At 41.0% G+C, this 16,786-nt stretch carries 17 protein-coding genes and 2 pseudogenes; 2 read left to right on the plus strand and 17 right to left on the minus strand.

Features of this window, described 5'->3' with window-relative positions:
* Nucleotides 1-154 precede the first annotated feature (154 nt).
* Nucleotides 155-946: a hypothetical protein gene (locus VXQ92_RS14605; protein WP_416682293.1), complete on the plus strand. Its 792-nt coding sequence runs from the start codon at nt 155-157 to the stop codon at nt 944-946.
* A 141-nt stretch (nt 947-1,087) separates the two neighbouring features.
* Here the strand turns inward: VXQ92_RS14605 and VXQ92_RS14610 are convergent, their stop codons facing one another.
* Nucleotides 1,088-2,257, minus strand: a complete 1,170-nt coding sequence (locus tag VXQ92_RS14610; protein ID WP_064101614.1) for a hypothetical protein — start codon at nt 2,255-2,257, stop codon at nt 1,088-1,090.
* 50 nt (nt 2,258-2,307) lie between these two features.
* Nucleotides 2,308-3,156, minus strand: coding sequence for an ABC transporter substrate-binding protein (locus tag VXQ92_RS14615; protein WP_416682294.1), 849 nt, complete (start codon nt 3,154-3,156; stop codon nt 2,308-2,310).
* Between the two features lie 164 nt (nt 3,157-3,320).
* On the opposite strand from VXQ92_RS14615, the gene VXQ92_RS14620 reads away from it, so the two are divergent.
* Nucleotides 3,321-4,046 (plus strand): class II aldolase and adducin N-terminal domain-containing protein, encoded by a 726-nt coding sequence (locus VXQ92_RS14620; protein WP_416682296.1) that lies wholly within the window; start codon nt 3,321-3,323, stop codon nt 4,044-4,046.
* Between the two features lie 57 nt (nt 4,047-4,103).
* Here the strand turns inward: VXQ92_RS14620 and VXQ92_RS14625 are convergent, their stop codons facing one another.
* The 15 genes and pseudogenes from VXQ92_RS14625 to VXQ92_RS14695 form a co-directional block, all read right to left on the minus strand.
* Complete coding sequence (locus VXQ92_RS14625) at nt 4,104-4,973, minus strand: phytanoyl-CoA dioxygenase family protein (protein WP_416682298.1); 870 nt, start codon at nt 4,971-4,973, stop codon at nt 4,104-4,106.
* A 28-nt stretch (nt 4,974-5,001) separates the two neighbouring features.
* Nucleotides 5,002-5,844, minus strand: coding sequence for an ABC transporter substrate-binding protein (locus VXQ92_RS14630; protein WP_416682300.1), 843 nt, complete (start codon nt 5,842-5,844; stop codon nt 5,002-5,004).
* A 176-nt stretch (nt 5,845-6,020) separates the two neighbouring features.
* Entirely contained in the window at nt 6,021-6,764 is a 744-nt protein-coding gene (locus VXQ92_RS14635; RefSeq protein ID WP_416682315.1) for an amino acid ABC transporter ATP-binding protein, read from the minus strand.
* A gap of 117 nt (nt 6,765-6,881) precedes the next feature.
* A pseudogene (locus VXQ92_RS14640) lies at nt 6,882-7,532 on the minus strand (amino acid ABC transporter permease); the annotation flags it as partial.
* A gap of 240 nt (nt 7,533-7,772) precedes the next feature.
* Nucleotides 7,773-8,906 (minus strand): acetylornithine deacetylase, encoded by a 1,134-nt coding sequence (gene argE, locus VXQ92_RS14645; RefSeq protein WP_416682302.1) that lies wholly within the window; start codon nt 8,904-8,906, stop codon nt 7,773-7,775.
* A 3-nt stretch (nt 8,907-8,909) separates the two neighbouring features.
* Nucleotides 8,910-9,890, minus strand: a complete 981-nt coding sequence (locus tag VXQ92_RS14650) for a LysR family transcriptional regulator (protein WP_416682304.1) — start codon at nt 9,888-9,890, stop codon at nt 8,910-8,912.
* Nucleotides 9,891-9,922: 32 nt separating this feature from the next.
* A complete protein-coding gene (locus VXQ92_RS14655; RefSeq protein ID WP_416682306.1) occupies nt 9,923-10,594 on the minus strand; it encodes a DUF1028 domain-containing protein in 672 nt (223 codons plus the stop codon).
* Nucleotides 10,595-10,615: 21 nt separating this feature from the next.
* A complete protein-coding gene (locus VXQ92_RS14660; protein ID WP_064095754.1) occupies nt 10,616-11,029 on the minus strand; it encodes a RidA family protein in 414 nt (137 codons plus the stop codon).
* 247 nt (nt 11,030-11,276) lie between these two features.
* A pseudogene (locus VXQ92_RS14665) lies at nt 11,277-12,278 on the minus strand (aldo/keto reductase).
* 15 nt (nt 12,279-12,293) lie between these two features.
* Entirely contained in the window at nt 12,294-12,671 is a 378-nt protein-coding gene (locus tag VXQ92_RS14670) for a DUF2255 family protein (protein ID WP_416682308.1), read from the minus strand.
* A gap of 300 nt (nt 12,672-12,971) precedes the next feature.
* Nucleotides 12,972-13,454: an amidohydrolase family protein gene (locus tag VXQ92_RS14675; RefSeq protein WP_416682309.1), complete on the minus strand. Its 483-nt coding sequence runs from the start codon at nt 13,452-13,454 to the stop codon at nt 12,972-12,974.
* Nucleotides 13,406-14,056 (minus strand): amidohydrolase family protein, encoded by a 651-nt coding sequence (locus VXQ92_RS14680; RefSeq protein WP_416682311.1) that lies wholly within the window; start codon nt 14,054-14,056, stop codon nt 13,406-13,408. Before VXQ92_RS14680 ends, VXQ92_RS14675 begins: the two co-directional genes overlap by 49 nt.
* Before the next feature lie 74 nt (nt 14,057-14,130).
* On the minus strand, nt 14,131-15,078 hold the full coding sequence (locus tag VXQ92_RS14685) for an aldo/keto reductase (protein WP_416682312.1): 948 nt from the start codon (nt 15,076-15,078) through the stop codon (nt 14,131-14,133).
* 923 nt (nt 15,079-16,001) lie between these two features.
* Nucleotides 16,002-16,328: a chaperone modulator CbpM gene (locus VXQ92_RS14690; protein ID WP_191731128.1), complete on the minus strand. Its 327-nt coding sequence runs from the start codon at nt 16,326-16,328 to the stop codon at nt 16,002-16,004.
* 11 nt (nt 16,329-16,339) lie between these two features.
* Nucleotides 16,340-16,786: DnaJ C-terminal domain-containing protein (locus tag VXQ92_RS14695; RefSeq protein ID WP_416682314.1), on the minus strand; the 447-nt coding region annotated here is incomplete at its 5' end.

The raw sequence follows: 16,786 nt of genomic DNA on the forward strand, positions 1-16,786 counted from the left end.
GAAATTGCAAAAGTGCATATTCTAAAAGCGGACATTTTTACTTTGGAGAAACCGGACATTTCTATTTTGGGCTTACAAAATAATTTCGTATAACGTGTATTATGTTAATTTTAGAAATACTTACTAAATATTTTAAAAATTAAAGAAATTTAAAATGAATAATTTCAAAATAGCAGTCTTTTTTATGGGTTTAATGGTTCTGGGAGGCTGTAAGCCTCAAGAAAAAGTACATATTCCACGAGAAGGAGAAATTGTGACATGGAAGCAGAATCCAAATTTGATAGTAAAAGCAAAGCTTGGTCCACGTAGAAAACATATTCCTGATCAATTTGATAATGAATTTTATCGCCCTGAACGTGAACATTATTTAGGGCAGTTTTCAATTGACTATATTCCTGAAAAATTTCCAGTTATAACTCAAGAGGAAGCAAATAATTTACCAATGCCTGACTCTAATCGACAATTGGAATTTTATTTAACTTTAAATAGGGAAAAAATAGAAGTTACGGATAGTTTTGCACCTGACCATAGAGATCAGGTAAGAGTGAGAATAAAAGGTTTAAGTTTAGAAATGAGGGAAAATAATACTGATACAAAAAAAGTAATTCTTAGTAATATTACTCCGAAGTACGTCAAGGTTGATTCGAAATTTAAAAAATTAGGCTTGGAATGTTATCGGAGGATTTTTTCTGATGAATATCTATTTTGTTATGCAGATTCAAATATTCCAAAAGTTTCTGGTGTCTTTCTTAAAGTTAATACAAGAGGAAGAACGCCAGAAGATGGCGAGTCAATTGAAATAATAGGGAATAATTATGAACCAAATAAGTATGGAGGTATATGGGTTCAATGGGAAACTAATTTAAATAATTGGGAGAAATGGCAAGATATTGATAATGCAATATGGCGCTTATTAGACACATGGAACTCAGCTCCATCATCTTAAAAAATAACTAAGTTTTACTTATTTAATATAATGGCGATTATACGAAGTATACCTGTACCTCCAAAAATAGAAATTTCCGATTTCTCCAAAAAAAATACCGTATCTGAAATACGGTATTTTTAAGTCAATCAAATTTAAAACTTAGAACAAATACGATACTTGTAAATTCAGCATACTTTCGCTTTGATTGGCACTGCCTGTTGCATACGAATCGCTTGGACCACCGATCAAGAAGTCATTTTTACCTACAATATAATCGGCAACAAAAAGCAGATCATTATAATAAGCAGAAACCCCTAAAATATGACGAGTCGAGTCTTTGAAACCACTTTCAGATTTATCGTATTCGCTGTACATAAAGTGCGGCTGAATCTTCTTAAATTTACCTACATCTTTAAACGAATACGCTAAATCGATGGTATAGAACATACCTTCATTTGCCACCATAAAGTTATCATCAAATGAACCCATTAAAGAGGCTTTAGGGGTCACAGGATCGGCATTATCGACCTGGTTTCTACCGACAGTCGCCATCAACTCAAGATTGTTATAATTCAAATTACCAAACACGGCCCACGCTTGACGGTCACCTGTGGTGCCAAAGGTTTTATTGTCGATGTCCGATGACCAATAAGACGCGCCGATGTTACTTGAGACCCCTTCTGGTAAACTAGTAATATCTTGCTTCACCCGCACAATAAACATATCCGTTTCATCAAGGTGTGTGATGGAGCCATTTTCAGGTTTTACAAAGTTGGTGGTATAACGGCTCGCATCTTCAGAATACGGACCTGAATAACTTCCTCCATCTCCCGGAAAATACCCCAGTTCAAGCTGAGTACCTGCAGCAAATTTACCTTGGTATTTAATCCCGAGGTTATGCACATCTTCCAGACCAATTTGAGTCATCACCCCGCCGTAATAGTTACTTTCCCAGAAACGGCCTGGTCCAAAAGGTACGGCTTGTATACCTGCTTGAATCAGTTGCTGTGCGTTAAAGTTATAGCCTGCATAAGCATCGACCAGTGTTGAAAAATCACAGAGTTTATCGAACTGATAGCAACGATATTCAATATGACCAAACAGCTTGGGAGACTTATAGTCGACATTAATACGCGCCGCATCAAATGTCAGTTTATGATCATTATCTGTCCAGCTTTTATCCTGATATTTTGCACGTACAAACCCCGAAACACTCAGCTCGCCGGTAGCCGTCTTTGCATCCCCAATACTGAGTCCTGCAAATACCGGCATACTTACACTGGTAACGACAGCCAATAAACAGGACTGAGTTAAAATATTCATTTTCATTAAAATAACTTCTCAAATATTTAGCTTTGCTTAGTTTTGATGCCGATCAATCAATTCGGCATATATTTCTGAATTTCTTCATCCGTCGGTGCTTGCAAGTTGTACTTGGCAATCAACTGATCGTATTCCCCAGATTGTTTAATCGCGTCTAAACCGTTTTTAACCTTATTAAGAGGTTTTTGATCTCCCTTAGGTACGGCAATGCCTCCTAAAACTGGAAAGAATGGTTCAGTTGAACTGATCACCAGACGGTCTTTTAATTTTTCTACGGTACTTTTTGCAACACTGGCATCGTCATAATGTGCATCGACTGCTTTTGCGAGCAATGCTTGAACCGCTTCGGGGGACGTCACAAATTCACGGATGGTAATTGGTTTTTTTCCTTTGGACACACAGCTTTCTTGCGACATTTGACGGAGTTGTTCAGGGAACATGGAACCATTTTGTGAAGCGACCGTTTTGCCACATAAATCGTCACGGGTTTTAGGTTGATACTCAGAATCTGCCAATACCACGAGAGCCTCTGTGGTCATGTAATACGGCACCATATCAACTTTTTCGAGACGATCCTGGGTGATATATAAAGCTGACATCACCAGATCAAATTTTTTGGCTTCCAGTCCTGTAATCAGATTTGAAAACCGACTGTCTACAAAATTTGCTTTATCACCTGATTGTTCAAAGATTTTATTGGCAATATCAATATCAAAACCTGCAGGTTTATCATTTTCCATATATTCAAATGGCGGAAAGGTCATATCACTTCCAATTTGATATACCTTTCCTGTACTTTCTGCTGTGACTGCTTCCTGAACAGTTGGCTTATCGCTACATGCAGATAATCCACATGCCAAACTGAGTGCCATAATCAATGGTTTTACTTTCAACGCTACCTTCATATTTCACCTCAAGAGACCATCTTTGGAATGACTTTAAAATTGTTATACGTGAGTTTTTCGTAGAAAGTAATTTTGAATTTCCGTGCTAATAATCCAGAAAAAACGATGCAGTATTTACTCTAAAAAATATTAGACTTTTCTTATATTTCAAGGAGATAAAACCAGTGAAAAGTGAATCCAAAATACGCATTGATTTAGCCGTTTCACTCCGTCTTAGTGCAAAACTTGGCATGCATGAAGCAGTAGCCAATCACTTTAGTGCAGCTGTATCTGAGGATGGAAAATCCTTTCTTTTAAATCCCAAATGGGTGCATTTTTCCAAGGTCAAAGCCAGTGACCTGATTTTGGTTCATGCAGATGATCCAGAAAGTTTTGAGAAAGGAAAAATTGATTCGACGGCTTGGGCAATTCACGGACAGATCCATCAATTAAGACCGGACATTAAAGTGATTATGCATTTGCATCCTGTCTATGCCACCATCCTTTCAAGCTTAAAAAATCCGACCTTGTTGCCTATTGAACAAAACAGTGCCCGCTACTTTAATCGTGTATCTTATGACTTCCATTATGGCGGGATGGCAGACCAATTGGCAGAAGGTCAACGCCTAGCAAATTTATTGAAAAACAATTCGCGCTTGCTCATGGGCAATCATGGCGTTCTGATTGGCTCACATGATATTGGTGTGGCATTTGACGATATATATACCTTTGAACGAGCCAGCCAGATTCTGGTTCATGCCTATTCTACCGGGCAGACTTTAAATATTCTGGCTGATCATGTTGCAGAAAAGACCGCACAGGATTGGGAAAAAATTGAAGATTTCAGCATTGCGCATTTTGAACAAATGAAAGCGATTCTCGTGGAAGAAGATCCGAGCGTATTCGACTAATGTGATATTTCCTGCATAAAAAAGAGCTTCAGTTGAAGCTCTTTTTTTATTGGTGCTTTATGCCATTTCTAAACCGGCTTGCTGGACAAAGAATGATGCCCCTTTTGGTTTTTGAGGAAGCTTTAGTTGATTTGCTGTCATACGAACCTGTCCACTTTCTACACCATATACCAATTGCCCTTGGTGTATGCTTGGCAAGGGATTGTCCGACAAGGCCATGGCATCTTCAGCTGCATATACCGTAATAAACAGATAACGTGGCAGTTCAGTGTTGTTAGCACCAGAAGCATGCAGCGAACGGGTATGCATAAAGCATACTGAACCCGCAGGGCCAATACATGAGACATAGTTTTGGCAATGTGCGGCTTCGACTTCCGCTTCCACTTTTCCGCTAAAACGGCCATCTTGCCAGTGATCAAATAACTCACCTTTATGACTTCCCGGAATGACTTGTAATGGGCCATTATCTGCTGTGACTTCCCCTACCATGAGTAGTGCAGTAATCATGTCGTCATTGGTATGCGGGGTAAAGGGAAAGTCCTGGTGCCATTTCACTGTGGTAGCGGTATGGGGTAGTTTGGCATTCACTTTACTGTGATGAAAACGTGTGCCACTGCCACCTATCAATTGTCCTGCCATTTCCGCCATACTCGAATGAATCGCGGTTTCATAATATACCTCTGAAATTTCAGTCGGCGAACTCACACGGCGTAATGCTGGATGGTCGGCGTCATGGTCGACAGGATCCACATCAAAACGTGAACGGCCATCAATCGTTTCTCCGTACGCTTGCGTATACTGACGGCTCTCGTCTACCCATGTTTCAAGCTGCGCGCGCAGGCCTGCCAGTTCATTAGGGCTCATTACATTTTCAACAACTAAAAAACCGTCACGATGGAATTGTTCAATTTGCGCTTGTCTTAACATTGTATTTACCTTCATGCTTTTACTTTAATTACTTGTTCATCACTGCTGCAATGTCTGCCTCTGTTGGCGCTTGTAAACCATAAGTACTGAGGATTTTTTCAAATTGTCCAGAAGCTTTAAGTTTATTTAGTCCCTCTACCACCATTTTATAAGTCGCTGTATCTCCTTTACGGATTCCGATCCCACCCACTGTTGGGAAGAACTGTTCAGTCGATGTAATCTTGACTTTATCCGGTAAATTTTTCACAGCTGCATTCATTACTGCTGCATCGTCATACTGAATTTCTACTGCACGGGCCAATAATGCCTGAGTGGTTTGCGGTGAAGTTTCAAATTCACGAATAGTGATTTCCTTCTTGCCTTGTGCAACACAGCGATCTTTAGAAATTTCGAATACTTGTGTCGCAAATGCTGTTCCTTTCATCGCACCTACCACCCGGCCACAAAGGTCTTCTGGGCCTTTCGGGGCAAGGGCGGAATCCTGACGTACCAATAGGGAAATATCCGTTTTGTAATACGGAATCATGTCAATTTGCTCAAGACGTTCTTTGGTGATGTACATAGATGAGAATAAAATATCGAATTTCTCACCTTTTAAACCTGGTATCAGATTGGCCCAACGGGTATCTACCCATTCCGGTTTATAAGTACCGTCAACCTCTGCAATCTTTTCCATAATGGCAATGCTGACGCCTGCAGGTACACCGTTATCTAAATATTCATAAGGGGGAAAAGTGAGATCCGAACCCACACTGACTGATTTTTTAACTGATGCATCTGTTACTGTAGATACAGGTTCTTCATTTTTTGTACAGCCGGCCAATAATAAACTGCTGACTAAAGCACTCATTAAAATAGATTTATGTTTCATTTATTACCCCAGACTCAATTGTCTTTTTTCTCTTATTTAAAATATAAAAGAATATGGTGAATAATCCGATTAGGATTTTTTTATGTAATGCTTTATAAAAATAAATTTCGATAATCTGCACAAACCTAAAATAAAAAGCAGTCATAAACAGACTGCTTTAAACCGATATTTAAAATTTAAGCAGCTCTGGCCATAAATTTATCTAAACGCTCATTACCCGCTTGTTTTAATGCTTCAGGACTATCATTTAAAACAATATGCCCACCTTCCATAAATACGACCCGATCTGAAACTTTGAAAGCAAAATGCATTTCATGAGTTACAATAATCATGGTCAAACCTTCTCTCGCCAGTTCTTCAATCACTTTCAGTACTTCATTCACAAGTTCTGGATCAAGTGCGGATGTCGGTTCATCGAATAAAATAATCGAAGGTTGCATAGCCAAGGCACGTGCGATCGCAACACGCTGTTGTTGTCCACCGGACAACTGGTGCGGGTACTTGTTCGCATGTTGTTTCATACCCACTTTTTCAAGCATGGCCAATGCAGTAATTTTGCTGTCCAGTACTGTTCCCATGTTGTGGTACAGGGGTGCCAGCATGACATTTTCTAAAATCGTTTTGTGCGGGAACAGATTGAAGCTCTGGAATACCATTCCTACATGAATAATCTGTTTTTTATAGGCAGGAGATTCATCGGTTAATTCCTGGTCTTTTAAAAATGCTTGACCCAGTAAATTTACTGTACCTTTATTTAATGCTTCCAGACCATTCAGAGTACGGATAAAGGTCGTTTTTCCTGAACCCGATGGACCGATAATCGAGATCACCTCACCCCATTTCACATTCAGGTTAATCCCTTTTAATACCTCCTGATCGCCATAGGATTTATGGATATCAATCGCTTCTAAAGCATACATACCTGAACGTTCACTACTAATTTCTTTACGTGCCCGAACCGAGGCAACAGGTAACTGATATAAAGGGTCATTTTCATTCAGCAGTCCGGGTTTACGATTGGTAATGTCAATTTTGCGTTCAAACCAGTTAATCGCCCAGCCAAATACTGTCACAATCAATACATAGTAAAATGCAACTGCCAGCATGGTTTCCATAACCAGAAAGTTCTGGGTATAGAGGCGTTGGCCCACCAGCAAAATTTCTGTCAAGGAAATGACCGAGACCAAAGAGGTTAATTTTACAATCGACACATATTCATTGCCTAAAGCGGGCAGTGCCACGCGAAATGCCTGGGGAATCACAATCAGACGCTGAATACCCGAATATTTGATACCCAGCGCTTTACCTGCTTCAATTTGTCCCTTATGAATTGAAGTTAAACCACCCCGATGAATTTCTGCAATATAGGCGGCTTCACTCAAGGTCATTGCGATTAAACCTGCAAGAAAAGGCGAAGCTAAAACTACGCTTGAACTTGGGAAAATTTGTGGCAGGTTATAAACAAAAACCAGTAGAACCAGCAATGGAAGGCTGCGAAAGAACCAGATATATACATCACTTGACCATGCGAGCGGTTTAAAACGGGACTGTTTCCCCAATGCAAGGACAAAGCCTGCTATAATCCCGATGACCCACACCAGCACACTCAGCTCAATAACCGTCCAGGTTGCCTTCCAGAAATTGCTGTTTGACAATAAACTAAATGTATATGACCAATTAAAATCCATTCATAACCCCCTATTTGCATGATTATTTCCTATTACCTTTGTTATATCGGAATTTATATCAATAAGTAATTTTGAAAAATTGATGTATTAGCAATGTTTTTTTTAAGCAATAAAAAAGAGACCATTAAAATAAACAGGTCTCTTTGATTAAAATAAATAAAAAACGGCGAAATAATACAAACATGCAAACTCAATAATATTTATATACTAAAAAAATGTAAATTACAGTACTTAAAAAAACTAACATAGACTCATTAATAATTTTTCAAGAAAAATATCACACTGATTTAACTGCTCTATAGCCACATATTCATTTGGCTTGTGTGCGACCGCAATATCCCCAGGCCCACAGACTACAACCGGACAAGTTAAAGCATCCTGGAACAAGCCGCCTTCCGTACCAAAAGAAATATTTCCAAGAGATGTTTCTTTGGGGAGCAAAGTTTGAATAAACTGCACTGCTTCAATGGTCGATGAGGTACTGAGTCCCGGATATTGATTCACTTCTTCAACATCAATGTGCTGCTGAAATTCGGATTGAATCGATTCAAGAATCTGCGCTTGAATACGCTGACTACTGTCCTGTGCTAGATGACGAATCTCATAATCAACCACGCATTGATTCGGCACAATATTGAGTGCGGTTCCTCCCGAAATTTTCCCGACATGAACTGTGGTATACGGAATATCGTAACCTGAGTCTTGTGCACCATAGTCACGCAGATCATGTTGAACCTGTTGTAGTGATTCGACCAATTTACTCGCCACATGAATCGCATTCACATATCGGGGTGCAAGAGCTGAATGGCCTTCCTCGCCACAGCATTTTGCTCTGAACACTGTTTTACCTTTATGAGCTAAAGCCAGTTGCATCATGGTCGGTTCACCAATAACACATATTAGTGGAGAAACAATCGTGGAAGCGAGTTGATCCAAAATACCACGTACACCAATACAGCCAATTTCTTCATCATAGGAAATACATAAATGTACTGGCCGTTGTAAGGAATACTGGCTGGCTTTCAACATGCTTACAATGGCACAGGCCAAAAAGCCTTTCATGTCTGCACTGCCACGACCATAGATATTGCCGTTTTTTTCGATAGCTTCAAATGCCGGGCTGTCCCACAGCTGTCCTTCGACCGGGACGACATCTGAATGTCCAGACAGCAAAATCCCTGGCTGATCAATCGGGCCTGTACTCGCAAATAAATTGGCTTTGTTTTGTTCAGCATTAAAATTCAGGTCTACGCTAATTCCGTTCTGTTCCAGAATCTCTTTAACATATAAGATCAAATCAAGATTGCTTTTATATGATGTGGTATCAAATGCGATCAGTCTCGATAAAATCGCCACGCTACTTAAATCACTCATAAATTAAACCTCTTCCGTCTCACGTTTCATTTTGACGTGTGGGTCAAAGAAATGGGCATCTCCCATTCCCGGAATATATTGATTGGATAAAAAGGAACGGCAACGGCTAATGAAGGCTTGAGATACCGTATTCAGATTGGCATTTTTTGCCGTTGCCAGCCCGATTTGCATAGGACGGTGTTCACCTGCAATTCGCAAACGGACCAGACGTTTTCCATCGAGAGAAAAATTGTTTTTTGGACGTACATTTAAAATGGTATAGCCCAAATTATTGGCGACCATGGAACGTACAACATCAACATGACGCGAAGAATGCACGACTTTCGGACTGAGCTTATGATTGCGGAATAACGAAATAAAATAGTCATTGCTGAATGGCAGATCGAGGAGCACCATTGGAAGTTCTGCAAGCTCTTCTAAAGTGACTGCAACATTCTGTGCTAAGGGGTGAGCTTCACTCACCAATACATGCGGTGGCAATACGGCCAGTGGCTCAAAATTAATGAGGTTATGGTCAATATTCAAATCATAGGTCAGCACCACATCAAGCTCATTCCGAACCAGAGCATTTAGCAAAACCTGTTGATCATCCTCGCATAAATCAAGCGTTACACCCTTATATAAATTGATAAATCCGTGAATGATTTCGGCATAAATCATGGGGGAAAATGCAGTAAAACATCCAAGTTTTAACGGCCCGCGGATAGAGCCTGAAAAATCTGCGGCCAGGGCATATAAACTATTGGCCTGACTTAAGATGAACTTGCATTCATGCATGACCTTTTCACCAATACTGGTCAGGATCAAACCTTTTGCATGTTGGCGTATAAACAGTTGAACCTGCAATTCAGATTCAATATGTGCTATCGCAGCTGAAATAGAAGGTGAAGATACGTGAATTTTTTCTGAAGCAATAATGATGCTACCGCTTTCTGCGGTAGCAACAAAGTATTGCATTTGGCGTAATGAGATTCTGTTTAGCACGCTTACATCCTTGGTCAGCGCTCATTGAAGTCTTATTCATCCCCAGCAACACCATAGCTCGGAGAGCCAGATGGGTTTAAAGCACGAACAACATAATCTTCAACTTGCGGCTCATAGACTTTCCACAATTGGTAGAGGTCTTCTATTGGCGTTTCAGACCAGTCAACCCGTAAATTAACTACAGGCCATTCCAGCTTATCCATCACCAAAAGACCTGCTGAATGAACTGGACCAGCCTCGCCTCCTGCTGCCAAACCTGCTTGTAAAGCGCTTAACAGGCGCTCTGCCAAACTCCCTTCAGCTTGATGAAACACATCGACCATCACTTTGGGAATAGTTTCATTGGCAAGAAGATTTCCCGCACCAACAGCATGCTCACCAATGCACTGTGAATAAACACCCAGTGTATTCTTGCCACTAAATGCAGCAGGTTTTTCGTCAGAATTGATCACTGATAGCTGCCGATACTCGATAAATTCGGTATTTTTCACTAATTCCACGATCGATTCTTCTGGAGCCAGATCATATTTGATCATATCTAGCAAAATGTTTGCCAAGTGTGGATCTGTGATGTTCTGAGATGTAGCAACCCCTACGCCTGCTCTGGCCTGGATACACCGTGCTGCTACAGCTGGAGAAGAGGAACTGATTGCCCCTCCAAATTGCCCCGTTTTGTGGCAACGAGCAATAATAGAAAATGTCATAGGCAGTTATCCTTTTCTGTATTAATCAGGAATGACTGCGGTTGCATCAATTTCGACCAGCCATTCTGGACGTGCCAGGGCAGAAACGACAATACCGGTCGATACTGGGAAAACACCTTTTAACCATTTGCCAACCACACGGTAAACCTCTTCGCGGTAACGTGGATCAATGATATAGATTGTGATTTTACAAATGTCTTCCAGCTCGCCGCCCGCCTCTTCCAGTAACATTTTGATGTTATACATCGCCTGCTCAGCTTGACCTGCAGCATCTCCAATACATACACTTTCAGAAGTATCTAGGTTCTGGCCAATTTGGCCACGAAGAAAAACTGTGCTGCCACGTGCCACTACTGCCTGGCATAAATCGTTATCTAAACTTTGTTCCGGATAAGTGGCTTTTGTGTTGAATGTTCTAATACGTGTATGTTTCATTTAAGATGTTCCTCGCTTTGGTACATCTTCAGTATGAGTTAATCCGTCTGGAAGGCAATTTCCCTTTTCCGTGGTGCTAATTCAAAAATTCCTTACCAGTTAATATTCTGTTTTTATAGAGTATTTTTAAATATTTTTTAACTCTTCGACTTTTATCTGCTTTCAGAAAAAACTAAGCTAGGGATATGCAATACCTCCCTGCTCGAGCTGATTCCCTTTAAAATCAGGGTAAAATTTAATACGACGGTTATCGTTTAGGGAAGGGTGTGTTTTGTGCCATGACTCCAGACAGAAAATGTGGCTGATAACGTTCTTCCAGATAATCAATATCTTCTTGCTTGAGCTGTAAATTTACGGCATTTACTGCATCATCAATCTGATGTTTTTTAGTTATGCCTACAACTGGGGCTGTAACTTTTGTGAGCAGCCATGCCAGCGAAATTTCAGTCATTGAAACCTGATAACGTCTGGCAAGTTCAGCCACCCTATCGATGATGATCTGATCCTGGGCAGCCGTTTTATCGTATTTCAGTTTTGCATAGTCATCTTCAACGGCGCGTCAGGTCTGATGGTCTTTCTGCCGGGCGAGACGACCGCTGGCCAAAGCACTGTAAGGCGTCATTGCAATCCCGTCCTCAGCGCACAGACCCGAAAGTTCACGCTCATCCTCACGCATGATCAGGTTGTAGTGGCTCTGCACGGAAACAAACTGGCTAAGCCCTTCACACTCCGCCAGTGCATTCGCTTTGGCCAATTGCCATGCATAGCAGTTGGAGATGCCAATCGCACGGATCTTCCCACTCTTGATGGCCTGATGCAGGGCCTCAAGCACGTCAATGATGGGCGTATTGTAATCCCAGATGTGGTAAATATAGAGATCAATATAGTCCATACTCAGATTTTGCAGGCTCTGATCAAGAGATTGTGCTATCGCCTGCTTCCCGTCAATACCGCGGGCAATTTGTTCGGGTGTATGCGGTAAGAATTTGGTGGCCAAAACGACTTTATCGCGCTGTGTCATATCGCGCAGCGCTTGACCCACATAACGCTCACTTGATCCATTTTGATAGGCAATGGCAGTATCGAAAAAATTAATTCCCTGTTCCAGACCATAGCGGATAATGTCACGACTTTCCTGCTCTCCCAGTGTCCAGCTATGTTGACCTGTGGACGGATCGCCAAAACCCATGCATCCCATACAAATACGAGATACCGTTAAATCACTTTTTCCCAGTTGTGTATATTGCATTTGACTATTCACTCCTCAATCATTTTTAGGTGAAATCTCAACCGTAGCTGAGATGGCACGTCCACTAATCATGCTAGGCAGGTAGCTGCTTTGAGCATATTTGTGGCGGTATGCATCGTCAATTTTTTGCTGTAACAAGGGATCAGACACAGGTGAAAAATTGACTTCATAAACCTTGCCTGCTGCATAGATTCTGCCAGCCCTTTGCTTAAGGGCAGCTTTGAACCAACGGGATGTTACTCCACTGTATGCCCGTACAAAAAGACGGTTTTCAACGACCACCTCCCATATCCAGGTCGGTGTACCTGTTGTTTGCATATCATGATGATATGGGGCAATTTTCAAATCATCTGCCTTGTTGATTTGATCAAGTAGATCTGGATCCCAGCTCATCTGCACCTCCTGATATTCACACACTTCATAAGTAACCAAATCGTGAAAATAAGAACTGACACCCGGAATTAGCATTAGCTTCACGATTTACATTATTGATCTGACCAGCTTGCAGAGTCTGGTGAGAGTTTTAGATTTAACCGACTTTGATTATCCTCAACCTACTGATCAAAAAAATTCTTCTAGCCATTCAAGTCTCAGGTATAATTTGACCCTATTCTTTATTAGCGTATGAATACGCTTAATGACGCTTAAGCCCATTCAGCAGCGCATGCATATCGTGCTCTATAGCCTGTTTCATCATGACTTTATTTGGAGTAACCGTTCAGCATTGTGGAAGGCTATTGCTTCTTTGTCCTCTTCCGAAATGGATAAACTTTGAATAAATTCTTGTATACCATCTAGAGTCTGATAAGGATAATCCACAGAAAAAAGAATCCGTTGTGGCCCCATCAGTCCATAAATAAACTGAAAATGTGGAAGCGTGAGCATACCTGATGGTGTCACATATACCTGTTCCTGAAAGGTTTGGATCAGGGTACGCTTTAATCCTGTCGCGGCTTGGGGAAGGCTGTCATCTAGGCGTTGCAACCAGAACGGTAACATCTCTCCCCAGTGACCGCTAATGACCTGAAGATTTGGATATTTATCAAAAGCACCTGAAAGGATTAAGCGCAGCAGCTGAATACCTGCCTCTTGATGCCAACCCCAGCCAAACATGGAAAGTCTGGCAGTCACCTCACTATTGAAACCGCTGTAATACGCCTGCTGTACGCTGCGCACAGGAAGCCCGGGGTGAGCACGCCCAGCGCGTTAAAGCATTTCAGTAGCCGGTTGAAATCGGGATGGTCAATAAAATGGGATGAAAGCCGCCCATTGAGCAGAGCACCCTTGAAACCTAATTCTTTGACCGTTCGCTCCAGCTCTTTTTCGGCCTCATCCGGCTGAGCCCAAGGGAGCGTTGCGAATGCCGCAAACCGGTCGGGATGAGCATTCACTGCTCGAGCAAGGCGGTCATTCGCGGCGTGGCTTAAATTTACCGCTTCAGCAGCAGGTGCCAAATGAGGAAATCCGCCAACAGAAAGAACCGGCATTGTAATCCCAGCTTGATCCATATCCGCCAGACGTCCGCTACCCAGGTCTGAACCTTTTAAATTTATTAGATCATTTTTCTCAATTTGAGGACGGCTTCGATCCGGAGAATTACCATCTGTAACCGTCTTTGCCCAGTCAAGCAGAAATGGAGCCTGTGCAAGCGCGACAGCCATGGACGCTTTAGCAAATGCCTTATCGAGATAGTGTTCTTCCACACAAATTATTTTCATTTTTTTCTCGCAAGTGATACAGATGACGCCAACTTGTTTCTGCTGATGTCTTTCATACAAAGGGCCAACACAACCATCAACTGAATATGGTTAAAAGTCTACTCAAAGGGACCTCTTTGCTGGCATCAGACCTGTTAAATCATCGGTTTTTCCCAGGCACCTCGGGTATCCACGCCTGTTGCTTTAGCCAACTCCTCCAGGGTGACCATTTCGTCAGCGCTAAGCTGAATCTCTGCTGCTCTGGCAGCATCTGTAACATGATCAACTTTGGTTACGCCGATGATGGGGAGCGTTCCCTTTGCAATTGCCCAGGCAATGGCAATCTGGGCCACGCTGGCATTCTTCTGGTCTCCCATTTCCTTCATTGCAGCAGTTAGTTTTTCTAGCTGCGGTAAAACATTGTTATAGGTTTCAGCACGGTCACTACCCGCAGGCATAGGATGTTGCGAGTCATAACGACCACTGAGAGCACCTTGCTCGAGCACCATATAGGCAAAAAAGGTCATATTATTTTGATGGCAATAATCGAGAATCCCCGCTTCTTCAGAGGACCGGTAGAGCATACTGTAGTGATTCTGAACTGCACTGACCGAAAAACCGGCTGGCTTTAAAATCTCGTTTACACGATTTATTTGTTTCAAGCTGTGATTTGAAACACCGACCTGCTTTATCTTGCCATCCTGTAAAAGAGGAATCAGACCTGGCGTCCATCGCTCCACATCGGCAGGATTATGTATCCAATAAATATCAATATCTTGTACGCCCAAACGCTCAAGGCTGGCATTTAGCATTGCTGTTACGGGTTCAGCTGACTGTTCATCTGCAATTTGCGGCGTAAACTTGGTTGATATAATGATACCTTCACGCGGATACTGGCGGATCAGCTTACCCAGCGCCATTTCGGAACTCCCCATCCCGTAAACAGGAGCTGTGTCCCATAAATTCAGCCCTTGCTGCATAGCCTTGCTGAAGATCTCGGCCATCTGGCTATCAGAAAGGTGATTGCCAAATACGGTATCTCCTCCTGCAAATCCTGTTCCCCAGGACCAGGTGCCCAATGCTACTTTCGGTAATTTTTTCATTTTCTACTCCTAAAACAGCCGGTGAAGTCATTCAGTATCCAGCCAAATGAGAGTCAATAAAGAAAAGAATCTGTTGAAGAATTGGATGTTTTTTACAAGATAAATGCCGTTGCAATATACTTAGTAAAGTACTCTCTCATAAAAAAGAAACTTACGATCCTGAACTTGCTCTCTCTTCTTTTTATAGATACATTTCACCTCTTTCCGACAAAAAAATTATGCCCGGCCACATCCAGAGATTATGCGGATTTCAAGGCTATATGACTTCCCGAATCAGGCTAACTGCATATTTTTTCGGGTAATGTCTGAGTCCAAATAATCCAGATGCAAAATTGCCCTTTATCTTTTGAGGCTATAAGTCAAAAAAACCCGTCATGAACAGCAGACATAATCACATTAAACGCTTATAGGGCATGGATCTTAAGGCTAGAGTTGTTAATAATCTTGAGTTTTTGTAAAGCAAAAATAAGGGGAAATTAGATCAAATATATTTAACTATTTTTAATAAAGAATTAGACACGAAAGCTATATTGCAGAAGCTATAAGAAAGATTTTCGATTATTATTAATTATACGAGATCATGCTAATTTATACTGTGAATGTTTCCTTATCTGAGCAACCAAAAAGATGATTAAAAAAATGTTATGAAATATTCAAGTCTCAGTTATTTGGTAAGTTTTGCAGTTAAAAGGGATTCATAATAATTGTTATTATTCTGACTATATTCCAATTAGTACCACCCAGCATTTTATTAATAGAACTACAATTTAAAAAAGATAATATCATTTATCCAAAATTAAGAAACATTTCAAAAATGCATGCTGATTATATTTTAATTTTCGAGTTTTAAACCTTAGCTATAGAATAATGATTAAATATTGAGTTAAGCTCTAATTGCTAGAGATAAACCCAATATTTTAAATCTATCCCTGATATTTAGTTATACGTCGAAGTTGCTCTAATTCTTCGATTAAATCCAGCATCATGGCCACAGCAGTAAAACTTGCATCAAAATCACGCTGTAAACGATACGCTTTTTGTGCACGTGACACATCATCTACTAAAAAATATAAATCTGATGCATTTAAGCGATGTGGCAAAATATCGTATTCAATCAGTTGTAGAACCCATTCAGGACTTTGACCACAGACTTGAGCAAAACTATTTAAATCATAATGTTGTTGTTCATCTAAAACTTCTACCTGCTGGATATCTTCTAAGACCACCTCATAATATTTAACTGTTGTCATAATTTTACTCCTTATGATGATCTCGGCTTAAAGTTTGAAAATGCTGCTGCAAATGCTTCATAAGCCTGTTTTTGTTGCTCAGTTTGCGCATCTGGTTGCACAATATCGAGGATCAGGAATAAATGCCCTGGATCTTTCGCAGGAATACCCTGATTTTTTAAACGTAATTGTTGACCTGTTTTTGCATTTTTAGGAATCTGAATATTGAGTTGTTTGCCATTGGGTAAACTTGCCATAATGGATTGTCCAAGTGCTGCTTCCCATGGACTAATCTTCAGATGATGATAGACATCCGCGTTTTCAACATAAGTTGAATCTGTAGCTTTATATTGGATTTCAATATACAGATCGCCATTTTCACCACCATGAATACCCGGTTGTCCTTGTCCTGTTAAACGGATTTTTTGGCCTGCTTTCATGCCTTTTGGAATTTTAACTTTTAAGACTTTACGCTGTAC

The organism is Acinetobacter sp. 228, from assembly GCF_048147885.1.

Coding starts and splice junctions, on each gene's coding strand:
- VXQ92_RS14605 (WP_416682293.1), top strand. CDS start 155: ATGAATAATTTCAAAATAGCAGTCTTTTTTATGGGTTTAATGGTTCTG.
- VXQ92_RS14630 (WP_416682300.1), bottom strand. CDS start 5,844: ATGAAACATAAATCTATTTTAATGAGTGCTTTAGTCAGCAGTTTATTA.
- VXQ92_RS14670 (WP_416682308.1), bottom strand. CDS start 12,671: ATGAGCTGGGATCCAGATCTACTTGATCAAATCAACAAGGCAGATGAT.
- VXQ92_RS14610 (WP_064101614.1), bottom strand. CDS start 2,257: ATGAAAATGAATATTTTAACTCAGTCCTGTTTATTGGCTGTCGTTACC.
- VXQ92_RS14655 (WP_416682306.1), bottom strand. CDS start 10,594: ATGACATTTTCTATTATTGCTCGTTGCCACAAAACGGGGCAATTTGGA.
- VXQ92_RS14635 (WP_416682315.1), bottom strand. CDS start 6,764: ATGTATGCTTTAGAAGCGATTGATATCCATAAATCCTATGGCGATCAG.
- VXQ92_RS14690 (WP_191731128.1), bottom strand. CDS start 16,328: ATGACAACAGTTAAATATTATGAGGTGGTCTTAGAAGATATCCAGCAG.
- VXQ92_RS14625 (WP_416682298.1), bottom strand. CDS start 4,973: ATGTTAAGACAAGCGCAAATTGAACAATTCCATCGTGACGGTTTTTTA.
- VXQ92_RS14615 (WP_416682294.1), bottom strand. CDS start 3,156: ATGAAGGTAGCGTTGAAAGTAAAACCATTGATTATGGCACTCAGTTTG.
- argE (WP_416682302.1), bottom strand. CDS start 8,906: ATGAGTGATTTAAGTAGCGTGGCGATTTTATCGAGACTGATCGCATTT.
- VXQ92_RS14660 (WP_064095754.1), bottom strand. CDS start 11,029: ATGAAACATACACGTATTAGAACATTCAACACAAAAGCCACTTATCCG.
- VXQ92_RS14685 (WP_416682312.1), bottom strand. CDS start 15,078: ATGAAAAAATTACCGAAAGTAGCATTGGGCACCTGGTCCTGGGGAACA.